This is a genomic window from Stappia sp. BW2 (assembly GCF_008107695.1).
Lineage (GTDB): Bacteria > Pseudomonadota > Alphaproteobacteria > Rhizobiales > Stappiaceae > Roseibium.
The window spans coordinates 1,604,998-1,625,040 of sequence record NZ_VIRG01000070.1; the positions used below are offsets into that span (position 1 = coordinate 1,604,998).

At 56.6% G+C, this 20,043-nt stretch carries 22 protein-coding genes; 9 read left to right on the forward strand and 13 right to left on the reverse strand.

The genetic code is table 11. The features are described from left to right. Nucleotides 1–8: 8 nt before the first annotated feature. Nucleotides 9–653 carry a LysE family translocator gene (locus tag FMN63_RS26350; protein ID WP_148587034.1) on the forward strand — a complete coding sequence of 215 codons (645 nt, stop codon included), beginning with the start codon at nucleotides 9–11 and terminating at the stop codon, nucleotides 651–653. 58 nt (nucleotides 654–711) lie between these two features. Here the strand turns inward: FMN63_RS26350 and FMN63_RS26355 are convergent, their stop codons facing one another. Beyond that, nucleotides 712–1,746 carry a helix-turn-helix domain-containing protein gene (locus FMN63_RS26355; RefSeq protein WP_148587035.1) on the reverse strand — a complete coding sequence of 345 codons (1,035 nt, stop codon included), beginning with the start codon at nucleotides 1,744–1,746 and terminating at the stop codon, nucleotides 712–714. A gap of 118 nt (nucleotides 1,747–1,864) precedes the next feature. On the opposite strand from FMN63_RS26355, the gene FMN63_RS26360 reads away from it, so the two are divergent. The 4 genes from FMN63_RS26360 (at nucleotide 1,865) to sseA (ending at nucleotide 4,505) form a co-directional block, all read left to right on the forward strand. Then, nucleotides 1,865–2,290, forward strand: coding sequence for a hypothetical protein (locus FMN63_RS26360; protein WP_148587036.1), 426 nt, complete (start codon nucleotides 1,865–1,867; stop codon nucleotides 2,288–2,290). Nucleotides 2,291–2,433: 143 nt separating this feature from the next. After that, nucleotides 2,434–3,150, forward strand: a complete 717-nt coding sequence (locus FMN63_RS26365; protein ID WP_148587037.1) for an alanyl-tRNA editing protein — start codon at nucleotides 2,434–2,436, stop codon at nucleotides 3,148–3,150. 26 nt (nucleotides 3,151–3,176) lie between these two features. After that, entirely contained in the window at nucleotides 3,177–3,650 is a 474-nt protein-coding gene (locus FMN63_RS26370) for a GFA family protein (RefSeq protein WP_148587038.1), read from the forward strand. 9 nt (nucleotides 3,651–3,659) lie between these two features. Continuing rightward, nucleotides 3,660–4,505: a 3-mercaptopyruvate sulfurtransferase gene (gene sseA, locus FMN63_RS26375; protein WP_148587039.1), complete on the forward strand. Its 846-nt coding sequence runs from the start codon at nucleotides 3,660–3,662 to the stop codon at nucleotides 4,503–4,505. Nucleotides 4,506–4,521: 16 nt separating this feature from the next. On the opposite strand, the gene FMN63_RS26380 is transcribed toward sseA, so the two are convergent. Both FMN63_RS26380 and FMN63_RS26385 read right to left on the reverse strand, forming a co-directional pair. Then, nucleotides 4,522–5,862, reverse strand: a complete 1,341-nt coding sequence (locus FMN63_RS26380) for a globin-coupled sensor protein (RefSeq protein WP_148587040.1) — start codon at nucleotides 5,860–5,862, stop codon at nucleotides 4,522–4,524. A gap of 282 nt (nucleotides 5,863–6,144) precedes the next feature. After that, on the reverse strand, nucleotides 6,145–6,918 hold the full coding sequence (locus FMN63_RS26385) for an HD domain-containing protein (RefSeq protein ID WP_209001322.1): 774 nt from the start codon (nucleotides 6,916–6,918) through the stop codon (nucleotides 6,145–6,147). An 85-nt stretch (nucleotides 6,919–7,003) separates the two neighbouring features. Here FMN63_RS26385 and FMN63_RS26390 point away from each other — a divergent pair, with 85 nt between their 5' ends. Next, entirely contained in the window at nucleotides 7,004–7,636 is a 633-nt protein-coding gene (locus FMN63_RS26390) for a TetR/AcrR family transcriptional regulator (RefSeq protein ID WP_148587042.1), read from the forward strand. Here FMN63_RS26390 and FMN63_RS26395 read toward each other — a convergent pair. From FMN63_RS26395 to FMN63_RS29450, 6 genes are all read right to left on the reverse strand, one after another. Continuing rightward, a complete protein-coding gene (locus tag FMN63_RS26395) occupies nucleotides 7,619–8,323 on the reverse strand; it encodes a TIGR02117 family protein (protein ID WP_148587043.1) in 705 nt (234 codons plus the stop codon). The genes FMN63_RS26390 and FMN63_RS26395 overlap by 18 nt on opposite strands. A 17-nt stretch (nucleotides 8,324–8,340) precedes the next feature. Next, entirely contained in the window at nucleotides 8,341–9,144 is an 804-nt protein-coding gene (locus FMN63_RS26400) for an amino acid ABC transporter ATP-binding protein (RefSeq protein ID WP_148587044.1), read from the reverse strand. 69 nt (nucleotides 9,145–9,213) lie between these two features. Then, a complete protein-coding gene (locus FMN63_RS26405; RefSeq protein ID WP_148587045.1) occupies nucleotides 9,214–10,365 on the reverse strand; it encodes an amino acid ABC transporter permease in 1,152 nt (383 codons plus the stop codon). Between the two features lie 12 nt (nucleotides 10,366–10,377). Then, nucleotides 10,378–11,583: an ABC transporter permease subunit gene (locus FMN63_RS26410; protein WP_205514333.1), complete on the reverse strand. Its 1,206-nt coding sequence runs from the start codon at nucleotides 11,581–11,583 to the stop codon at nucleotides 10,378–10,380. Between the two features lie 234 nt (nucleotides 11,584–11,817). Next, nucleotides 11,818–12,837 (reverse strand): amino acid ABC transporter substrate-binding protein, encoded by a 1,020-nt coding sequence (locus FMN63_RS26415; protein WP_209001323.1) that lies wholly within the window; start codon nucleotides 12,835–12,837, stop codon nucleotides 11,818–11,820. 287 nt (nucleotides 12,838–13,124) lie between these two features. Next, nucleotides 13,125–13,265, reverse strand: a complete 141-nt coding sequence (locus tag FMN63_RS29450; protein ID WP_153297111.1) for an HIT family protein — start codon at nucleotides 13,263–13,265, stop codon at nucleotides 13,125–13,127. A 41-nt stretch (nucleotides 13,266–13,306) separates the two neighbouring features. On the opposite strand from FMN63_RS29450, the gene metC reads away from it, so the two are divergent. Continuing rightward, nucleotides 13,307–14,485: a cystathionine beta-lyase gene (gene metC / locus FMN63_RS26420; protein ID WP_148587047.1), complete on the forward strand. Its 1,179-nt coding sequence runs from the start codon at nucleotides 13,307–13,309 to the stop codon at nucleotides 14,483–14,485. A 28-nt stretch (nucleotides 14,486–14,513) separates the two neighbouring features. Here metC and FMN63_RS26425 read toward each other — a convergent pair whose 3' ends face one another. The 4 genes from FMN63_RS26425 to FMN63_RS26440 form a co-directional block, all read right to left on the reverse strand. Further along, nucleotides 14,514–14,828 (reverse strand): lipid-A-disaccharide synthase N-terminal domain-containing protein, encoded by a 315-nt coding sequence (locus tag FMN63_RS26425; protein WP_148587048.1) that lies wholly within the window; start codon nucleotides 14,826–14,828, stop codon nucleotides 14,514–14,516. 63 nt (nucleotides 14,829–14,891) lie between these two features. Next, a complete protein-coding gene (locus FMN63_RS26430) occupies nucleotides 14,892–15,653 on the reverse strand; it encodes a glycosyltransferase family 2 protein (RefSeq protein WP_148587049.1) in 762 nt (253 codons plus the stop codon). Continuing rightward, on the reverse strand, nucleotides 15,650–16,561 hold the full coding sequence (locus FMN63_RS26435) for a phosphatase PAP2 family protein (protein ID WP_148587050.1): 912 nt from the start codon (nucleotides 16,559–16,561) through the stop codon (nucleotides 15,650–15,652). The genes FMN63_RS26430 and FMN63_RS26435 overlap by 4 nt, the downstream gene beginning before the upstream one ends. Continuing rightward, nucleotides 16,545–18,362: an ArnT family glycosyltransferase gene (locus FMN63_RS26440; RefSeq protein ID WP_148587051.1), complete on the reverse strand. Its 1,818-nt coding sequence runs from the start codon at nucleotides 18,360–18,362 to the stop codon at nucleotides 16,545–16,547. Before FMN63_RS26440 ends, FMN63_RS26435 begins: the two co-directional genes overlap by 17 nt. A 180-nt stretch (nucleotides 18,363–18,542) precedes the next feature. Here FMN63_RS26440 and FMN63_RS26445 point away from each other — a divergent pair, with 180 nt between their 5' ends. After that, nucleotides 18,543–19,379, forward strand: a complete 837-nt coding sequence (locus FMN63_RS26445) for a phosphodiesterase (RefSeq protein ID WP_209001324.1) — start codon at nucleotides 18,543–18,545, stop codon at nucleotides 19,377–19,379. Continuing rightward, nucleotides 19,379–19,927 (forward strand): CAP domain-containing protein, encoded by a 549-nt coding sequence (locus FMN63_RS26450; RefSeq protein WP_148587052.1) that lies wholly within the window; start codon nucleotides 19,379–19,381, stop codon nucleotides 19,925–19,927. Before FMN63_RS26445 ends, FMN63_RS26450 begins: the two co-directional genes overlap by 1 nt. The last annotated feature ends 116 nt before the right edge of the window (nucleotides 19,928–20,043 follow it).

Below are 20,043 nucleotides of genomic sequence, written 5' to 3' on the forward strand. Positions count from 1 at the left end.
TGCAAACCATGACTTACGTACCTGACGACACGACCCTGCTTGCCTTCACAGCCGCGGCGCTGGTTCTGGCGCTAACACCCGGACCAGACATGACGTTGTTCATGAGCAAGACGCTGACGCAAGGGCGCCGCGCCGGGTTAGCCGCAGTGTTGGGAGCCACCTGCGGATTGATCCTGCACACAGTGCTCGCTGCCATCGGTGTTTCGGCCCTTCTTTCAGCCTCAACGCTTGCATTTACGGTGCTGAAAATCGTTGGCGCCGTGTACCTGATCTGGCTGGCGGTCCAGGCTGTCAGAAATGGGTCAAGCCTTGCGCTGCAAGCAGCTTCCGCGAAGCGACAGCCGTTTCACCGGGTTTGGCTTCAGGCGCTTGGGATCAACATTCTAAATCCCAAGATCGTTCTGTTCTTCGTGACCTTCCTGCCTCAATTCGTTAGCGCATCCGATCCGAATGCGACGGGAAAGCTCATGTTCCTCGGGTTTTACTTCGTTGCGCTGGGCATGCCGATCTGCATCGCGATGGTTCTTTGCGCCAGCGCCTTTGCTCGTTTCCTGAAAAACTCGCCCAAATTCATGCGCGCCTTCGACTGGGCCTTTGCCGGCATCATGGGAACCTTCGCCTTGAAGCTTCTTGTGGCCAAGGCAAACAACTGATCCGGCAGCTTGTTGCGTTTCGTCGTCTCCTCTGACGGGCTAACCCGTGCTGAATTTACTAGCGGGCCAGCAACTCCCTGAGACCTGCAGGTGTGACTTGAGCCATCATGCGAAAATCCCGACTCATGTGATGCCGATCTGAATAGGAAGCCTGGTAGGCTACATCATCCAGGCAGCAGTTGCCGGACGCCAAAAGGCGCGTTGCCTTGCGCAAACGGACGAAACGCACCAGCCTGGCATAGCCCAACCCTGCCTCCGTCAACCGGCGTGAAAGGCTTCTCGGAGACAATCCGAGTTCAGCGGCTGTCGACATCAAACCGGGGTGCTCTCCCTCGGACCTTTCAAGGCTGCCGACAACCCGCACCAGAAGACGGTTCCCCCGAGCGCCCGATTGACTGTTCAACAGGTGGCCAAACGAAAGGCTGCGAGCAGGTGGCACCAACCCGACGTCGCTTTTGAGGCCGGTTGTCTCTTCTGAAAGAACGATCAGGATATCGCTATCGAAGTCAATTTGGTCTCCCAGAAAGGTGCCGAACCGGTAAATCGGATAGGAAGCGCCACCGCGTGTTATCGACCAGATACCCTGAATATGCGCGCCGGCACTTTCCAGCGTTCCCGTCGCAACCCCTGCCAGCATTGCCGGCCCGAAGGGTTTCTGGTTGGCTGGGCGCACCTTGTAGGGAGACAGGACCAGTGAATTGTGCTGATCAGCGACAATAAATTCCTGTCTGGGGCAGCTCTCCTGAAACCGTATGGACGACTGCAACGCCAGAACACCCGACCATCTTTGGACCAGGGCTGAAACACTTGGTGCACTTGTCAGAAGATGACTGATCACATCGAACCCGGCAGGCCGCCCGAGCGCACGAGCCAGATCGAAGATCACACCGCATCCGCGTGCGTCATTCAGCATGCCGATGCGAGACAACGTATCCTTGCCATGGTCGTCCCGCAGAGAGCACTTTTCATAAACATCCGGAAACCGTGTCTCGGCCTGGCGTGCGAAATGGTCCAGCCACCAGTTCCAATAGGCAGAATAAGCTTCGCCGAGCGGCTCGTTGACGCGCTGGTTTCCCGCAGATTTGCGGTTCACGGGGACAATTTTGGCGTCGATATTCACAGGCCTTCTTTCGACCGCGTTGCAGGATGCTAGGTGCCCTCAAACGAAACCAAGGGTTTAGGGTAAATGCAAGCATCGAAATGGAGGGAACATGCGCACATTGAGAACTGGTCTGCCGGGGTTATCCTTCCTATTGCTGACCACACTGTCCGCGACCACTTCCGCGCTTGCCGATCCGGCCAACCTGACAGTGGCTGAAATCGACGAGATGATGTCGGGTAACTCCATCCACGGGTTCTTTCCAGACGGCGTCACGGCCTACAGGCAGAACAACCACGCCGATGGCATTGCTGTTGTTGTCGTCAAGGGCGACAAGATCCGGAACATTCCGTGGGAGGCTGTCGAAATAGACGGGACGGGACACTATTGCGAAGACTGGAGCGGCGATGGCTGGGGCAAGCTCTGTTTCACGGTGACGCGGGAGGACCCGGCCAAACCGGTTTTCACCAATGCCAAGGGCAAGTCAAACAGCCAGAACTGGACCAAAGGCTTTGTCGACCTGAATTTTGCTGACTGATTTTTCTTTCACTTAAGAACGACGCCCGCAATCCGGCCGGATTGCGGGCGTTGGTTTTTCAAGCCCTGGTGAACGTCAAATAGACCTTGCGCGAAAGGCGTTTCGTTGATCAATTCAACGCTCTTAAGTCCAGGGAGTTCAAGATGACCACGCCACTGTTTCGCGACGACGCCTACCTCAGAACTTGTGAAGCTGAAGTGGTCGGCGTGAACGAGCGGGGCGGTATCTTGCTGGATAGAACGGTGTTTTACGCCACTGGCGGTGGACAACCCGGGGACAGCGGCACCCTTGAACTGGAAGACGGCACAAAACTTGTGATTGCTACCGCTGTTTATGAAGAGGACAAGAAAACAATCGTCCATGTGCCGTCCGAAGGGCAAAGCCTGCCCAGCCCCGGTGCCCTTGTGACCGCCCATATTGACTGGGCAAGGCGTTACCGGCTGATGCGCATGCATACGGCGCTGCATCTTTTGTCCGTGGCCCTGCCCTATCCCGTTACCGGTGGCCAGATTGGAGATCCTGAAGGACGGCTCGATTTCGACATGGGTAACGAGACGATCGACCGGGAAGAGCTTGTCGAGCAGCTCAACGCACTCGCTTCAGGAGATCATGAGGTCACCACCCAATGGATCACGGACGAAGAACTCGACGCCAATCCGGGCCTGGTCAAAACCATGTCGGTCAAGCCGCCGCGCGGGTCAGGCAAGGTGAGACTAGTCAGGATCGGTGGCGATGTTGACTTGCAGCCTTGCGGCGGAACACATGTGACCAGGACATCCGAAATCGGCGCGCTCGAACTTGGAAAGATCGAAAAAAAGGGAAAGCAGAACAGGCGCGTTCGAATTCGTCTGACGGATTGACCGAATGAACGAATGGAGTGGTAAGCATGAAACTCTCAGGTAGCTGTCGGTGCGGTGCTGTTTCCTTCGAAGTAGAAAGCAAAACACCCTACCCGTTCATGCGGTGCTACTGCTCGATCTGCCGCAAGACAGGCGGCAGTGGAGGTTATGCCATCAACCTCATGGGAGAGGCAGGCAGCCTGAAAGTGATGGGTGCGGAAACGAAGGCGACCTACAACGCCGTCATCGATGGCGAAACCAGCCCCGCGGAACGTCATTTCTGCAAGGCCTGCGGTTCTCATCTTTGGGTCAGCGACCCGCGTTGGCCAGAGCTTGTGCATCCACACGCTGGCGCCGTCGATAGCCCCTTGCCAACACCGCCGGAGATTGTCCATATCATGTTGGCGTACAAGCCTGACTGGATAGAGGTGCCGAACGGTCCCGGACATGTTCATTTCCAGAACTATCCGGACCTATCCATCGAAGACTGGCACAAGTCAAAAGGCTTGCTGGAGACCTAAGGAGACCCAATGACCGACCATCCTCTCGTATCGACCCAATGGCTGGACGATCATCTCTCCTCGCCCGATCTGATTGTGATCAATGCCTGGATGCCGCCAGTAACGCATCCGGACGCTCCCGCCGTTTATCCGAATGCCCATATTCCCGGCGCGGTCTTTTTCGATGTCAACGAAGTTTGTGACAAGGACACGGACCTGCCGCATATGCTGCCTGCTCCGCACGTGTTTTCATCGACCATGCGGAAAATGGGTATAGGGGATGGCCAGACACTCGTCGTCTATGACGATTTCGGTTTCTATTCCGCGCCGCGCGTCTGGTGGACCCTGCGCAGCATGGGGGCCGAGCGGGTTTATGTCCTTGATGGAGGATTTCCCAAATGGCGCGCAGAAGGCCGGGCATTCAACGATGACACGCCCCGCCGGGTACAAAGCCATTTTTCTTCCCGACTGAACCACGGCGCGGTGGCGGACCTAGCTCAGATCCGTTCTACAATTGAAAACGGATCACGCCAGATCCTGGATGCCCGATCCGCCGAACGGTTTGCCGGAGAAGCTCCCGAACCCCGCCCGGGCCTTCGATCAGGACACATGCCAACTGCCCTCAACCTGCCCTTTACCCAGCTCATTGCCGAGAACGGGACTTTCTTGCCTAAGGAAGACCTGGCAAAGGCCTTTCAGGACGCGGGAGTGGATCTTGAAAAGCCCGTTACAACGACTTGCGGTTCGGGCGTCACTGCAGCAATCCTGACACTGGCCCTCACCGTGCTGGGAGTACGTGATCTTGCTTTGTACGATGGCTCCTGGGCGGAATGGGGAAGCCGGGACGACACGGATGTCGTCACCGATACGGAATAACCCCAGACGGTTTTTTTCAGGTTCCGGTTTTCAAGGTCTCGAAGAAGTCACGGATCTCATCTGAAATCGAATTGGTGCTCGATGACATTCTGCCCGACGCCGTCATCAGACTGTCGGCGGCCTGATCTGTGGCATTGATCGCTTGTTCGACCCCGTTGATGTTCTCATCAAGAGACTGCGTACCGGAAGCCACTGTCTGGATACTGTGCGAGATTTCCTGCGTCGCAGCCCCCTGCTCTTCAATGGCGGCTGCAATGGAGGAGGTCATTTCATCTAGCTGTTTCACCACTTCGGAAATTGACTGGATGGACGCAACCGCATTGTCGGTCGAGCTCTGAATCTCGTTCACTTGCAGGCTGATTTCTTCCGTTGCCTTCGCGGTCTGCTCCGCCAGGGTTTTCACCTCGCTGGCGACCACCGCGAAGCCCTTCCCCGCATCACCGGCACGCGCAGCCTCAATCGTGGCGTTGAGAGCCAGAAGGTTGGTCTGCTCGGCAATTGCCTGGATAAGCCCGATCACATCGCCAATCTTCTGCGCAGCGCCAGCCAGGCTTGCCACCTGAAGGCTCGACTGTTCGGTTCCTCCAGCTGCCTGGCTTGCAATACGGGATGCCCCCGCAATCTGTTTGGAAATTTCCTGGATAGAACTGGAGAGCTCTTCCGTCGCCGACGCAACCGTCTGCACGCTCACGCTGGAGTCTTTCGAGACATGGCCGGCATTTTCAACCTGGCTTCTCGCGGTCTGCGATACGTTCGTCAGATTTTCCGCTTCCCCTGCGACACTGCGCGCGCCGTCTTCAACATCTGCAAGCGGCTTCTGGACATTGAGCTGAAATTTCTCAATGGCTTTGTTCAACCGTTCCGTTTGTGCGGCGCGTTCCAGAAGGAGCTGTTCTTCATAAGTCGAAATCGCGAGGTCCATGTCCAGGAAAACAGCGGCCGTGACATCGTTTAACAGAACAGCGAGGTTTTGAAATGTCCGCCTGTATTTGCGAGTCAAATGCGCTTGCAGGTGACGCAGGACATACAGGTAACCAGCGATGTACCAGCGCGGCTCCAGACCAATGCGACAATGAACATGTCCGATCTGATTGATGCTTTGCTGATAGCCCTCATCGAAGCCGGATGTGAACAGCTTCTTCCAATGCCCCTTTTGCGCTGAAACCAACCGAGGCTGATGTGTCCCGACAAGAGCTGCAAGGTTCGGCTGGGTCTTGATGTGCTCATAGAACCCTGCCAACACATCGTCCAACACCGGCTCGATCACCGGCCAGAGCTTTTTGAGGCTCTCGATCGTCGCTTCATCGATCTGGGCGAATTTTAAACGGGTCTGAAAATCGTATTCCTGGTCGCTCATGGCAATTTACCTTGATAAGAACTGACCCAACGTCTCCTACAATTATAAAAAAACCATAAATTGTATTTTTACGTACGACATAGTGACAATGCCTCACCGAACCACGAACATTGATGCCTCAGAAATACTGACAACACCGCAGGATTTTGCGGTTTATTCCCGAAACGATAGCCGTCGGTGAATCTTCCAAAGGCGAATAACAAATACAACCCCAAAAAGAGAATCACCCGGTATTGACCGAATCGCGGTCCCAAAAATGGCAGTTCGGTTACCTGGTCCAGGTCAAACTTTCATCCCGTCAGCCCTTTTTCGCGATGTCTCAAGATTAATCAGGAAGTCCGCTCGCGTTCCGGGCAGGTGATGACCGGGCCAAATTTCCAGGGCATCGGCAAGATTGCCTTTTGGATGTCGTAAGGAGATGTCTTCGCGAACCTCCCGAGTAAACCTACGCTGCCCCAATCCAAATACGTCGCACATTGCCCCACGAGAAAGAAGGTGCGCTTCTGCACCGTAGGTTCTTTCAGAAACGTAGCCGTTGAGATGTAGGCCGATGGCATCGGCAATCCGACGGACCCTGGCTCGGTCGTGTCCCTTGCCAGTCAGGTGATGATGGCAGCGTTCGACCCCATGAACGACGAAACAACAATCCCCGGGCTCGCTGGTGCGGCGGAAGGCCAAGCCAACGTCATGCAGTATTGCGGCACAAAAGAGAATTTCCTTGTCCACGGTGAGCTTCCGATAGCCACCCAGCAAAAGGCCGAAATAATACGTCCGCCAGCTATGTCTCATGAGGACCAGGTTTTGCACCTCGTCAGCGAAGTCAAACGCGTCCCTGGTTAGGGCCGTGTCAGGTGGCTGCAGCCCTTCCAGGTCTGCGCCGTAGGTGTTGATAAGCCCAAGCTTTGCTTTCAAGGCGTCCAAGGCTTCCAGCATGCCCATCCGGCCCAGGTTCGAGAGGACTTTCAGTTTTTCAGCTCTGGTCAACCGCCCCTTGCTGAATTCACCCTGTCGTCTTCCCCAGGCGATCGTACCCATGTCTGCAGCGTTTTCAGGCATTTCCCGACGCATCTCCTTCTCATTTTTTTTGTACCGTATCGCACATAAATAGACATGTCGATGATTATATGCGAAGTGGTATAAAATGAAGACGGAAACCAAACGCGGGCGTCCGCGCAAATTTGACGAAGACGTTACGCTCGACCGCATCATGCTGGTTTTCTGGCGCCAAGGTTACGCAGCCACCAGTCTCGATCAGATTGCGGAAGCCACCGGCCTGAACCGACCAAGCCTTTACGCCGCATTTGGAAGCAAAAAGGAAATGTATCTCAAGGTGATTGGGCGCTTCGCCGACCAGATGCAGGCCCACTTGCATGACGCAGGGCTGACGGCAAGCGGACTACACCCAAGGCTGAAGGCTATAATGACAGCTGCAATCGATCTTTATTGCGGCAAGTCTTCACTCTGCAACGCGGCCTACGGGTGTCTGGCTATTTCCACCCTGACCACAGAAGTGGCTGACGATCCGGACTTCAAGTCCATGATGGCCCACGTCGTCGAGCGAATGGATCAGGGTTTCGCCGATCTGATACGCGAAGAGACGAAAGGCCTCGTTCCCGAGGCGAACCTGCGCTTTACCGCCCAGCATCTGTCCCTGATCCTGCATGGTATTTCAGTTCGGGCTCGCACCGGTGAATCGAGAACCGCACTTCAGGAGTTGGCGGAAGCTGCCGTCGACCGGCTTGTACCGGAAACGGCATCACAAACGGTTGTGTAAATCCAGCGACCAGTCAAGCGTTACAGGAAGCGGTGTCCAAACGCCTGTCTTCACCCCTGCCCGCCTCAATATGTCGGCTGTCCAGGTGTTGCATCCCATCAGCGCATTGAAACCACCTACCGCTGGAAAGAAGATATCGTGCGCGTCATAAGCACCGCCAGGAATAGCTGGCGGCGTTTCTGTGTCGTTTGCTTGGAAACTGGCCTTGATATCGGCGACCAGCTCATCAAATTGCTGCTGACTGAGGTAAAGTTCCCTGACGCTGTCGAGATCACTCGGAATATCCCCGGTCCGGCGGACATGCATGACTGACGTGTCCCAGGTCAAGGCGTCAATCACCGGTCCCGGCTTCAAGTCTGCCCAGGTTGGCGTTTCGATATAAAAGGACCGGCCTCCCCAGCCGAATGCGACCCAAAAGACCCCAGGATAATCGAGGTCCAGGCCGGCATCGGAAATGAAATCGAATGCCTCCAGAACATCTGGATCAGCAGGAAGAGCAATATCTGTATGAATGGGGTTGCTCAGGACAAGAATGCGCCGGCCATCTGACGGCTGCAAAGCGGCACCTGTGTCTGGCGCACTATCAAACAAGGGCCTCGGAACGAGTGTTCCGAGGCCCAGAGCCAGGATGATGGTGCAAACGACAAGAAATAATCCAGTGAGTGTCCTGCGCAGCAGTTTCATCATCTTTTGGAGATTGCAGATCAGTGGTGCAGGATCTGACTCAGGAACAGCTTCGTGCGTTCATGCTGCGGGTTGGTAAAGAACTCTTCCGGCTCGTTCTGTTCCACGATCTGGCCCGCATCCATGAAGATGACGCGATTGGCAACCTTGCGCGCAAAACCCATTTCGTGGGTCACGCACAACATGGTCATGCCTTCTTCGGCAAGGCCGACCATCACGTCCAGAACTTCCTTGATCATTTCCGGATCAAGTGCCGAAGTCGGCTCATCAAACAACATGATCTTCGGGCTCATGCAGAGCGACCGTGCAATGGCAACGCGCTGCTGCTGACCGCCGGACAACTGACCCGGATATTTATTTGCCTGCTCGGGGATCTTGACGCGCTCCAGATAGTGCATCGCGATTTCTTCGGCTTCTCTCTTGGGCATCTTTCGAACCCAGATTGGTGCCAGTGTACAATTTTCCAGGATCGTCAGATGCGGAAACAGGTTGAAGTGCTGGAAGCACATGCCGACTTCCCGGCGAATTTCGTCAATCTTTTTGAGATCGTTCGTCAGTTCGATGCCATCGACAAGGATCTGCCCGGCCTGATGTTCTTCCAGACGGTTGATGCAACGGATCATGGTGGACTTGCCGGAACCGGACGGTCCGCAGATAACGATGCGTTCGCCGCGCATGACTTTCAGGTTGATGTCGCGCAATACGTGGAAATCCCCGTACCACTTGTTCATTTTCTTGATTTCGACAGCCACATCCGTGTCGGAAATGACCATTCTGGTACGGTCGGCTGCGAGTTCCTCATCGCGTACAGCGTGTTCAGACATAGTTCTTAGCTCCAAAAGTGTCCTCTGGCCGGGGCGCCGCGGTCCATCGCGCGCCCCGGATGTGATTTGCTAACGTTTGTGCCCTGTATGCAGCTTCCTCTCCATGAAGATGGAGTAGCGCGACATGCCGAAGCAGAAGGTCCAAAACACCAATGCGGCGAATAGGTAACCCGTGTGACCGGTGCTGGGGGTCGACCAGGTCGGGTCCGTAAAGGACGACTGGATCATGCCCAGAAGGTCGTACATGCCGACGATCAGAACCAGGGTCGTATCCTTGAACAGGCCAATGAAGGTGTTGACGATGCCGGGGATCACGAGCTTCAAAGCCTGAGGCAGAATGATGAGATACATCATCGGCCAGAACCGGAGCCCGAGCGCCATGGCGCCTTCGTATTGACCCTTCGGAATTGCCTGCAGGCCACCCCGAACCACCTCGGCCATGTAGGCCGCCGAGAAAAGGGTCACCCCGATCAGCACGCGCAACAACTTGTCGAACGTCACGCCTTCCGGCAGGAACAACGGCAGCATCACCGAAGACATGAACAGAACGGTGATCAGCGGAACACCGCGCCAGAACTCGATAAAGATGATCGAGACCAGCTTGATGATCGGCATTTTCGACCGCCGTCCAAGCGCCAGAGCGATGCCGAGCGGCAGTGAGGCAACGATGCCGGTTACCGCAATGACAAGCGTAACGAGCAAGCCTCCCCAGACTGCTGTTTCCACAATCGGGAGAATAACCCAATCCCCGAAGACCAGACCGGTCAGAAGGTAGTAGGAAACTATCGGGAAGACGACCAGGAACAGGATCGCGTTCAATTTCTTGAATGGCGCGCTAGGCATCGCCAACGGCACAAGCAACGCCGCGAACAGGAAGTAGACGATGTTCACACGCCAGATTTCCTCGCTCGGATATCGGCCATAGATAAACTGCGGAAAGAAGGCTTCCACATAGGCCCAGCAAGCACCGCCATGGCCGCCATCCTGAGGCAGGCAGGCCTCGCGATTGCTACCGCTCCAGACAGCATCGATCAAAGCAAACTTGATCAAGGGTTCGATGAGCGAATAGGCAATCAAGATGCCGATTACCGTCAGAACCGTGTTTCCAACTGACGAAAACAGGTTCTGGCGCATCCAGCCGATGACACCGGTGGTCGAGATCGGCGCCGGCAGACGCGGCGCTTCCTCGGTTCTGATATGAAACAGATCAGTATTAGCCATTGTATGTGCCCCTTACCGTTCCACGAGTGCCATGCGCTGGTTGTACCAGTTCATGAAGGCCGATGTGATAAGGCTGAGCGACAGATAGACAGCCATCCATATACCGATGATTTCAATCGCCTGACCAGTCTGGTTGAGCACCGTACCGCCCATCGAAACAAGGTCCGGATAGGCAATGGCCACAGCCAGCGACGAGTTCTTGGTCAGGTTCAGATACTGGCTTGTCAGCGGTGGAATGATCACGCGCATCGCCTGCGGAATGACGACAAGTCTCAGGGTCGGTCCATTCCGCAGTCCAAGAGCATGTGCCGCTTCGGTCTGACCGTGACTGACTGCCTGAATCCCTGCGCGTACAATTTCTGCAATGAACGACGCCGTGTAGATCGACAAGGCAGCGGTAAGAGCCAGGAACTCAGGAATGATGTTCAATCCGACATTCAACTCGAAGCCTTGACGCAGGATCGGTCCGGTTTCGACGAAGTTCGGAAATTCCAGACCGATCGGCATGCCCATAACGAAATAGGTCAGGATGGGCAGCCCGATGATCAGTCCGACACCGGTCAGGAAAGCCGGAAACGGCTGACCGGTGGCTTCCTGGCGTTTGCGCGCCCAACGAGCCACGAAGATTGCAATCGCGATCCCGATGAGGAATGCGTAACCGACCCATTCAGACCCGGTTCCCATGATAGGTTTGGGTAGCCGGAGCCCGCCGATGTTCAGGTGAAACGTATCGAACAATGACCACTTTTCACGCTTTCCCGGGATCGACCGAAGCACCGCGAAGTACCAGAAGAAGATCTGCAGCAGAAGCGGAATGTTGCGGACCAGCTCGACGTAGCAATACGCCAGCCGATTAATGACCCAGTTGTTCGACAAGCGGGCGATACCGATGATAAAACCGATCACCGTGGCGAAGAAGATGCCAACAGCCGCTACAAGCAAAGTGTTCAGGAAGCCGACAAAGATCGCTCTTCCGTAAGTCGATGTCTCCGAGTAGGAAACCAGAGACTGGTTGGTTCCAAACCCGGCTGTATTTTCAAGAAAGCTCCAACCGGAGGCGATATTCTGCCTCTCCAGGTTGGCTATCGTGTTCGTAACGATGACGTACCCCAAAGCCGTAATCGCGACGACCAGAACAATCTGGTAAAAGATGCCGCGGACTTTAGGATCGTTCAACAGCGAAGCACGCGCCGGCGCCCCCGCCGAGTCCTGCTCCATTACTGACATAAAACCTCGCCCAAGTTTTCACGAGAGAGCCCGGCACGAAGCCTCTCCTCAATCGTGTCTGATCCGCTTCCTGGCTGCGCATTGGCAGCACTCCCCTATCGACGGAAGCGGTCTGTTCCCCCACGCGGTTGCCGGCTTTGACGTCCGGTTTTTGTTGCGTGGAATTTATTGAGGGTTCCGGCAGAAATCCGCCGGAACCCCTTCAATCCTCAAACAAGGAGAGGATTAGCGGACCGGCGGAGCGTACATGAAGCCGCCGTCGTTCCACAGAGCGTTCACGCCACGGGAGATGCCAAGCGGAGTGTCCGGGCCAACGTTTGCGTTGAAGGACTCTTCATAGTTGCCGACGTTCTTGATGATGGCGTAGGCCCAATCGTTAGGCAGGCCGATAGCTTCACCAAATGCGCCCTCGACGCCCAGAAGGCGTTTGACGGCCGGGTTGTCGGAAGACTTCATCTCGTCAACGTTTTCAGAGGACACGCCCAGCTCTTCTGCGTTGAGCATCGCGTTCAGCGTCCACTTTGCAATGTTGAACCACTCATCGTCGCCCTGACGGACAACCGGGCCAAGCGGCTCCTTGGAGATGATTTCCGGAAGAACCATGTGGTCGCCCGGGTTGGTCAACTTCAGGCGCTGTGCGTAGAGGCCGGAGGCGTCAGTGGTGTAAACGTCGCAACGGCCAGCGTCATATGCACCCACAACTTCGTCAGCCTTTTCGAAGGCAACGATTTCGTACGGCATGTTGTTGGCGCGGAAGTAGTCGGCAACGTTCAGCTCAGTGGTGGTACCGGTGTTGGTGCAGACCGAAGCCCCGGAAAGTTCCAGTGCGGAGGTCACGCCCAGGTCCTTGCGAACCATGAAGCCCTGACCATCGTAGTAGTTTACACCAGCAAAATTCAGGCCCAGCTGGGTGTCACGTGACATGGTCCAGGTGGTGTTGCGGGACAGAACGTCAACTTCGCCGGACTGAAGTGCGGTGAAGCGCTCTTTTGCAGACAGCGGAGTGAATTTCACGGCGGAAGCATCGCCAAACACTGCTGCAGCCATAGCGCGGCAGTAGTCAACGTCGATACCGGTCCAGTTCCCCTGAGCATCCAGATTCGAGAAGCCCGGCAGGCCCTGGCTCACACCACACTGGATGAAGCCTTTTGCCTTGACGTCTTCCAGCGTCGTTGCACCAGCAGCCGTCGTTACGGCGACTCCCATAGCAGCGCCGATTACGAGCGGAAGGAATTTGTTGGACATGGATATGCAGCCTTTATTTGTTACCCATAGTTTTATTATGTCGGGTTTGTTCGAAAGACATCTTCTCCGTCTCTTAATTGCGGACGGATGCCAGCCTTAACGGCTGCTTCCTCCAGACATCTTCCGTTCCACCCAACACTTCCATACGATGGCATTTAGCTGTTCGGGTCAAGTACTTGCTTCGGATATCTCGTCAAATTTCTCTAGGTATCCGCCATTTGCCATCGGCACGGATGCACAAACAGCGAACATGTCTAATTCGAAATCATTGAATGCCTAAAAAGGGTTCAATCCATTTGGGTGAGTTCTTGAGCGAGGTGCTGTTGACTGGAATTTCTTTGCTGAAAAATGCCTGCACCTGCGTCTGAAATGCCGGTTGCAGCCATGAGGCGAATGACTAAAGTGTGCCCCGGCGCACGGCTGCTCATGGCCGCGCCTTCCCACCACGCACTCACACTCAAGAGCTTTCATGTCTTCCACCAGCTCCAAGCAGCCATTGAAGCAAGATACCAAGCTTGCACATGCCGGGCGCGACCCGCTTGCATTTCACGGTTTCGTCAATCCGCCTGTCGTGCACGCTTCGACTGTCCTCTTCCCTGATACCAAAACCATGGTCACGGGCGCCCAGACCTACTCCTATGCCCGCAGAGGCACACCGACCTCCGATTCCCTTGAAGGCGCCCTGAAGGAGATCGAGGGAGCGGCTGGGGTCAAAATCGCAAATTCCGGGTTAAACGCTATCGCGCTGGCCATTTTGTCCTGCGTGAAGACCGGCGACCACATCCTGATCGCCGATACCGCTTACGGACCTACCCGCCATTTCGCCGACACGGTTCTCCCGGGTCTCGGCGTTGCCGTGACCTATTACGACCCGCGGATCGGTGCGGAAATCAAGACGCTGTTTCAGGACAACACGACCGCTGTTTTCACCGAAGCACCGGGCTCGCTCACCTTTGAGATGCAAGATGTTCCGGCGATTGCCGTGGAGGCGCGCGCCATCGGCGCGACCGTTCTGATGGACAACACCTGGGCCAGCCCGCTCTACTGCCAGCCCCTGTCCTTTGGGGTAGACCTGTCGATCCAGGCTGGCACCAAGTATCTTGTTGGTCATTCCGACGCCATGCTCGGCACGATTGCTGCCAGCGAACGCGCCTGGGAGAAGCTGGACACGCTCTGTGGCGCCATGGGCTGTCATGTAGCACCGGACGATATCTACCTCGGCCTGCGCGGCCTCCGGACGCTTTCGGTGCGCCTTGAAAGGCACCAGCGCAACACACTGGCCGTGCTTGGCTGGTTGAAGGATCAGCCACAGATCGGCCGTATCCGGTATCCGGGCCTGGAGAGTGACCCCGGACACGAGCTTTGGAAACGGGATTTCTCCGGCGCTTCGGGACTGTGCGCCTTTGATTTCAGCGAAGGGACGACACAGGAACAGGCTTATGCCTTCCTGGATGCGCTGACACTCTTCGGTCTCGGTTACTCGTGGGGTGGCTTTGAAAGCCTTGCAATTCCCGTTCGCCTGAAAGGCTCGCGCACGGTCACTCCGGTGAACCCGGATCTGCAATCCGTCCGCCTGCATATCGGCCTTGAAGACCCGCAAGACCTGATTGGCGATCTCGAGCAGGCTCTGACGAAAGCACTCGGTTAAACGAATGCGACCCAAAAAGCGGAGCGGCTCAGATCGTCGGGTCGTTCCGCTTTTCCTTGAAGATCAACCACAGATTCCGGAAATAGATCAAAAGCCCCAGTCCCTGCCCGGCAATGAACACTGGGTCCTTACGCTGAATTGCGTAGATCAACAGCAATGCCCCGCCTGCAATGGAAAAGAACCAGAATGCGACGGGCACAATTGAGCGACCGACCCGCTCGGACGCGATCCATTGAATCACGAAGCGCATCATGAACATCCCCTGGGCAAAGAAACCGAGGATGATCCAGAAATCGAATTGCGCGATGAAAACCGTGTGGATCCATTCGTAAAGAGCACTCATGTCTCACGTCCAGTCAGTGTTTTGGAAGGTCGGCGGGCTTCTCCACCCGGATTGGGGCAGTAATCAGGTCAGCGGCCGGACATCGGGAATTTTTTTCCGGCGTCGGCGCAGCCACCACACACCGAAGAGATCGAGCACGCCAACAAGGGCCCTGTCGAAAATCCCGTATTTTGACGTCCCATGACGTCGTTGCCGGTCCTGCACGTCGATGTGTGTTACGCCGTAGCCTTCGCGGATCACCAGCGCGGGCAGGAAGCGATGCCAGCTATCGAAGTACGGCAGTTGCAGGAACACGTCCCGCCGCAGGGCCTTAAGGCCGCAGCCGCTGTCTCGGGTGTTGTCCCGCAGGATGGCGCCGCGCAGCTTGTTGGCGAATTTGGACGCGTACCGCTTGGCAACGCTGGCCTTGCGGCCAAGTCTCTGTCCGGCAGCAAGAGCGACAGCAGGCCCCGCTGCCTCGAGCGCGTCCAGCAGTGCCGGGATATATGCGGGATCATTTTCACCATCGCCATCGATGGTCGCGACGACATCGCCCCTTGCATTCAAAAGACCGGTGCGCACAGCGCAGCTCTGGCCACAGGATTTCTCGTGCCTGACCGGTCGAAGCCAGTCATGGGTGGCCGCGTAGTCCTGCAACACGATATCCGTGCCGTCGGATGAACCGTCATCGACGACGATAACTTCGAAACGCCTGTTCTTGAGCGCTGCTTCGATTTCATCCAGCAGGATTGGCAGGTTCTCCGCCTCGTCCTTCGCGGGAACCACGACCGTGACAGCGAGCGTGCCTTTGCTGGCAGCCAGTGCCTCCAGATAACTTTGTGTCATGCGCTTGTCCGTTCTGTCCTGTCTGCAACGGGGAGGTTGGCCTCCACACGGGCGGCGCCGCGCTGACCGCGCAGCACCTGCCACACCGCCCGCACACAAGCTTTGGCAGACAGGGCATTCATGTTGGGTTCAATCTTTCCGGAGGAAGACAGGTGAAAACCGATCCGGCGCCGGGCCATGGCGCGAACCGTGAAAAAGGTGAAGGTCATTCCCAGAAGCGTGCCTGCGATGACGTCACTTGGATAATGCGCACCGACCATGACACGACTGAATGCAAGCCAGAAGCCCGCCACAATGATGAGCCAGCGATAGGCAGGGAAAATAAACGCCAGCGCGGTTGCGAGTGCTGCAACTGTGGTTGAGTGGCCGGATGGGAAGCTGGTGAACGTGCCGTCGAAGGCCAGAAAGTCAAACCGAATGGGGCCAACCTCTTCGTAAAGCTTCGGACGGGCCCGACCTAACGACCATTTGAAAGCGATTGCCAAAAGGCCTGTTGCGGCGACCGAATAGAAAATGAACGCTGCATAGGTGAACACGGCGCCAATCGCCATGCGCAGGCGAAATGCGTAACGCCCTGCATCCAGCGCCAGCAGATAGAGGCAGGCAATTCCGGTGGATGCCAGGATCCAGTCTGCCTTGCCGATGTCGGTAAAAGTCCGAAATGCTGCCCTGTATTCTCCCGGCAGGGAGCGCAGCCATGGATAGGTTGGCACGTCGAACGCGACGACCGCTATACCGACCGTCAGCAACAGGATTGCAAGGATATCCTGCGGCCTTTGCCCGGGAGGCAACGGATCCCTGTTGTGGCGCACACGTTCCTTGCGCCCGGAAAACAGTATGGCAGCGCGCCGGGAATTCCCGCGCATGCGCGCCAGAATATGCCAGACAAATTTACTGCTGTTGCTCATTGTCGTCTTCTGAAACCGCCGTCGGCACGGACTTGCGATACAGCCCGATGTCGACATCGTCCCCACCATTGATATTGAGGCCGTCTACCCTTTTTACCGCCTTCGGTACAAGACCAATCTCTTTTGCAGCAGCCAAAAACGCCGGTTCTTCCCGGCTTTCGATAGCGGCAATGCGGCAGGTGTCGGAATTATCGGCTTGAGTGGCCGCCAGGAAGGCTGCCGCGTCCTGCGCTGAAACAATCTTCGTCGTCGTCCCCTCCAGGAAAATGAAACTGGGTTCGTGAAAGCCTGTGGTCACGACCAGCCGCTTCGACTTGTCCGCGCAGCCGGGGATCTCGTCCATGGCAGCGACAAGCCGCGGGCTGACCCAGATAGGCGTGAGAGCCGGGCCGACGAAGCCCCAGAAACCGATGCTGACGCACACAGCAGTCAAACAGATGGCTGGATATGCATAGAGAGCCGGGCCGCGCAAAAGGCGTGATGCTGCAGCAACTGCGAAAACAGCCCCAAGAGAAAGCAGTACGGCGCCGGGAGGCGATGGCCAGGCTCCCAGCGCCACGGGACCGGCAAACGCGGCAACAGCCAAACCCACCGCGGGGACCACCAGCAGTACTGCAGCCACCCAACGCAGCCAGGTTTTTGCGGTGGCTCCGGCGCCTTCCATCAGGGCAGCGGCAACAGGCAACGCCAGGGCGGGCAGGAGTGGCATCGTGTAATGCGGCAACTTCGTTGCGACCAGTTCAAAGACAACCCAGCTGGGAATGAACCAGGCCACGGCAAACGTTACCAGCGGGCTTTTCCGTTCTTGCCAGATGCGTGGCAGGGCGAGCAGAAAGAACGCCGGCAACGGCCAGAAAATGCCGAACATCGCTCCAAGATGGGTCAGAGGCGGCGCTCCATGGCCTTCCTGCCCCTGCCCGACCTTGCCAAGAAGATCCTTGCCAATCGCTTCGGTGAAGAACGTGCCGTCGGTCGCAAGCCAGATGGCAACGAACCAGGGGGAAACGAGCAGGACAAACCACAACACCCCAAGAAGAGGAGCGGTTCCCTTGAACCAGGCAGCCTTCCGCTTCAACACCATAAGCCCCACCACCGTGAGGCCAATTACCATGGGTCCGACGGGGCCTTTGATGAGCACACTGGCCGCAAGAGCGGTCCAGAACAAAAACCCGAGCCCCCATAACCGTCTACCCGGGTCCTTCAGCCAGATTCTTGCAAGCGTCCCCTGTGCAATGATGATCGTTGCAAATAGCGCCGCATCGGTTTTCGCCAGCCGAGCCTCAACCCCGACGATAATGGCCATCGCCACGAAACCGGCGGCCAGGAGCGCGCCGGCAGGCCCCATGAACGCCCGGGCAAGCCAGAAGGTCGCCAGAACACTTATCGTGGCGGCTATGATCGAGGGCAATCGATAGGTCCAAAGCGGTGCGTCCGCCCCCTGCCCGGTCAGTTTCACGGCGGCCGCCTGAAGCCAATAAATGCCGACGGGCTTTTTGTAGCGGGCCTGATCCTGAAAACGGATATCGATGTAATCGTTCGTTTCCAGCATCTGCTTGGTTGCCTGGGTGAAACGAGGCTCATCCCTGTCAAGCGGGGGCACGGTCCATTGACCGGGAGCGAACAAAACAAGCGACAGCAACAACAACAGGAACGGAGCCGTTATGTCATGCCCGAAAATGTGCAGCCAGACCGGCTTTCGAACCGGCACAGCCGGAGGACCGTCTGCCTTGTCTTTGCGTTCGGTATTCGCGGCAGAACCGTTTGCTGCCTCAGGCTTGTGATCGTCGCGCGTGTCCGGCATCAACTTTCTTGTCCAGTTCCTGCGTCCGGTTTCCTGCATTGGGCGGTCCGCACCAGTCCGCCCGTTTCTTAACGCTTCTCCTACATGAGCTTTTCAAAAAGGGAAACTAGTGCTTGCCCTCTTCAACCGCCCGGTTATCGTCCGAGCAGAACATCCACCTGACGAGTCACAAGGTTTTCCATGACATTGATCGCTCATATGACGGACCTGCATCTGCGTCCACGGGGACTGGCCTGCTATCGCGTCTCCGACACCAACATGCTTGCTGAGCGTGCAATCCGGTCGTTGAAGAGCCTCACCCCGAAACCCGACGCTCTCGTCATTACCGGCGACATTACCGATGGAAACGACCCGCGGGAATATGCGCTGGCGCGCTCCATTCTATCTCGCGTCGACATGCCGGTTTTTCTTGTTCCGGGGAATCATGACGGAACACAAGTCATGCGCCGAGAACTGGCAGGCTTTCCCGGTCTTGCTGACGGCCTGGAAGACAAGATCTGCTACACCGCTGATATTGGCGACATTCGTCTGATCGCTCTGGACACACATATTCCTAGAGATCCGAGAGGGCGGCTCGGGCAAGCGCAGCTTGACTGGCTCGATGGTCAACTGAAAGAAAGCAACAAACCGACACTGATCGCCCTCCACCACCCCCCTGCGCTTTCCGGAATCCGTCACATGGACGATATCGGACTGGTGGATGCCGATGCACTTGCGGAAGTCATCTCACCACACAGACATGTTGCCCGCCTGCTGTGCGGTCACCTCCACCGCCCCATCATCGCAAGCTTCGCCGGAAAGATCATGACGCTTGCACCGAGCACGGGACATCAGGTCGTTCTCGACCTGACAGAGGACGGCCCGGCCATGTTCAACTTCGAACCGGCAGCTTACTTTCTGCATTATCACGCGCCTAAGACCGGTGTTGTATCTCACATGGCCTATGTGGAAGCCTTTCCAGGACCTCATCATTTTTACGCCGATGAAGGCGTCGTCTGGCCGGGAGATGAAGCCTGATGTCAGCAAGAGCTCTGCAAAAACACATTTTTTCAGCGTTCCTGTTGATCGTCTTTTCAGCGGCGCTCAGCGCCTGTGGCGCGCTGCCCGGGTCAAGCGAGCTGGAAGACAAGACCGTGCTGACAGACCAGCCGGTCGACAAGGCTCAAATGCTGTCGATGATCAACACCTATCGCCAGCAAAAGGGGCTGCCCGCTTTGCGCCACGACCCGGAACTGGATGCGGTTTCCCAGAAAATGGCACGGCATATTGCCGAACGTGACAGCATGGACACCTGGGCACACAGTGCGTTCGGTCTGTCTCAGAGGCTCGATAAGGCGGGATACGCCAATTACGCGGGTGCTGAGAACCTCGGTGCAGGTTATGCGGATCTTTCAGCAGCGTTTCGCGGGTGGCAGGGATCCGAAGGACACAACAAGAACCTTCTCAACCCCTACGTGACGCGCGTAGGCATTGCCAGAACCAACCGAAACAATGGCAAGTGGCGCAATTTCTGGGTAATGACGCTGGCCCGACCCTATGCGGATGGCCGGCCAACAGTCCGGTAAAGGTTTTTCACGAAACGAGCGGATTAACACCTTTTTAGATAGGTTTCATCCAGATCACGGAGACGGCAGTCGTCCTCCGGATGCTCTCGTCCCATACAAGGATGCGTGCTACTCGT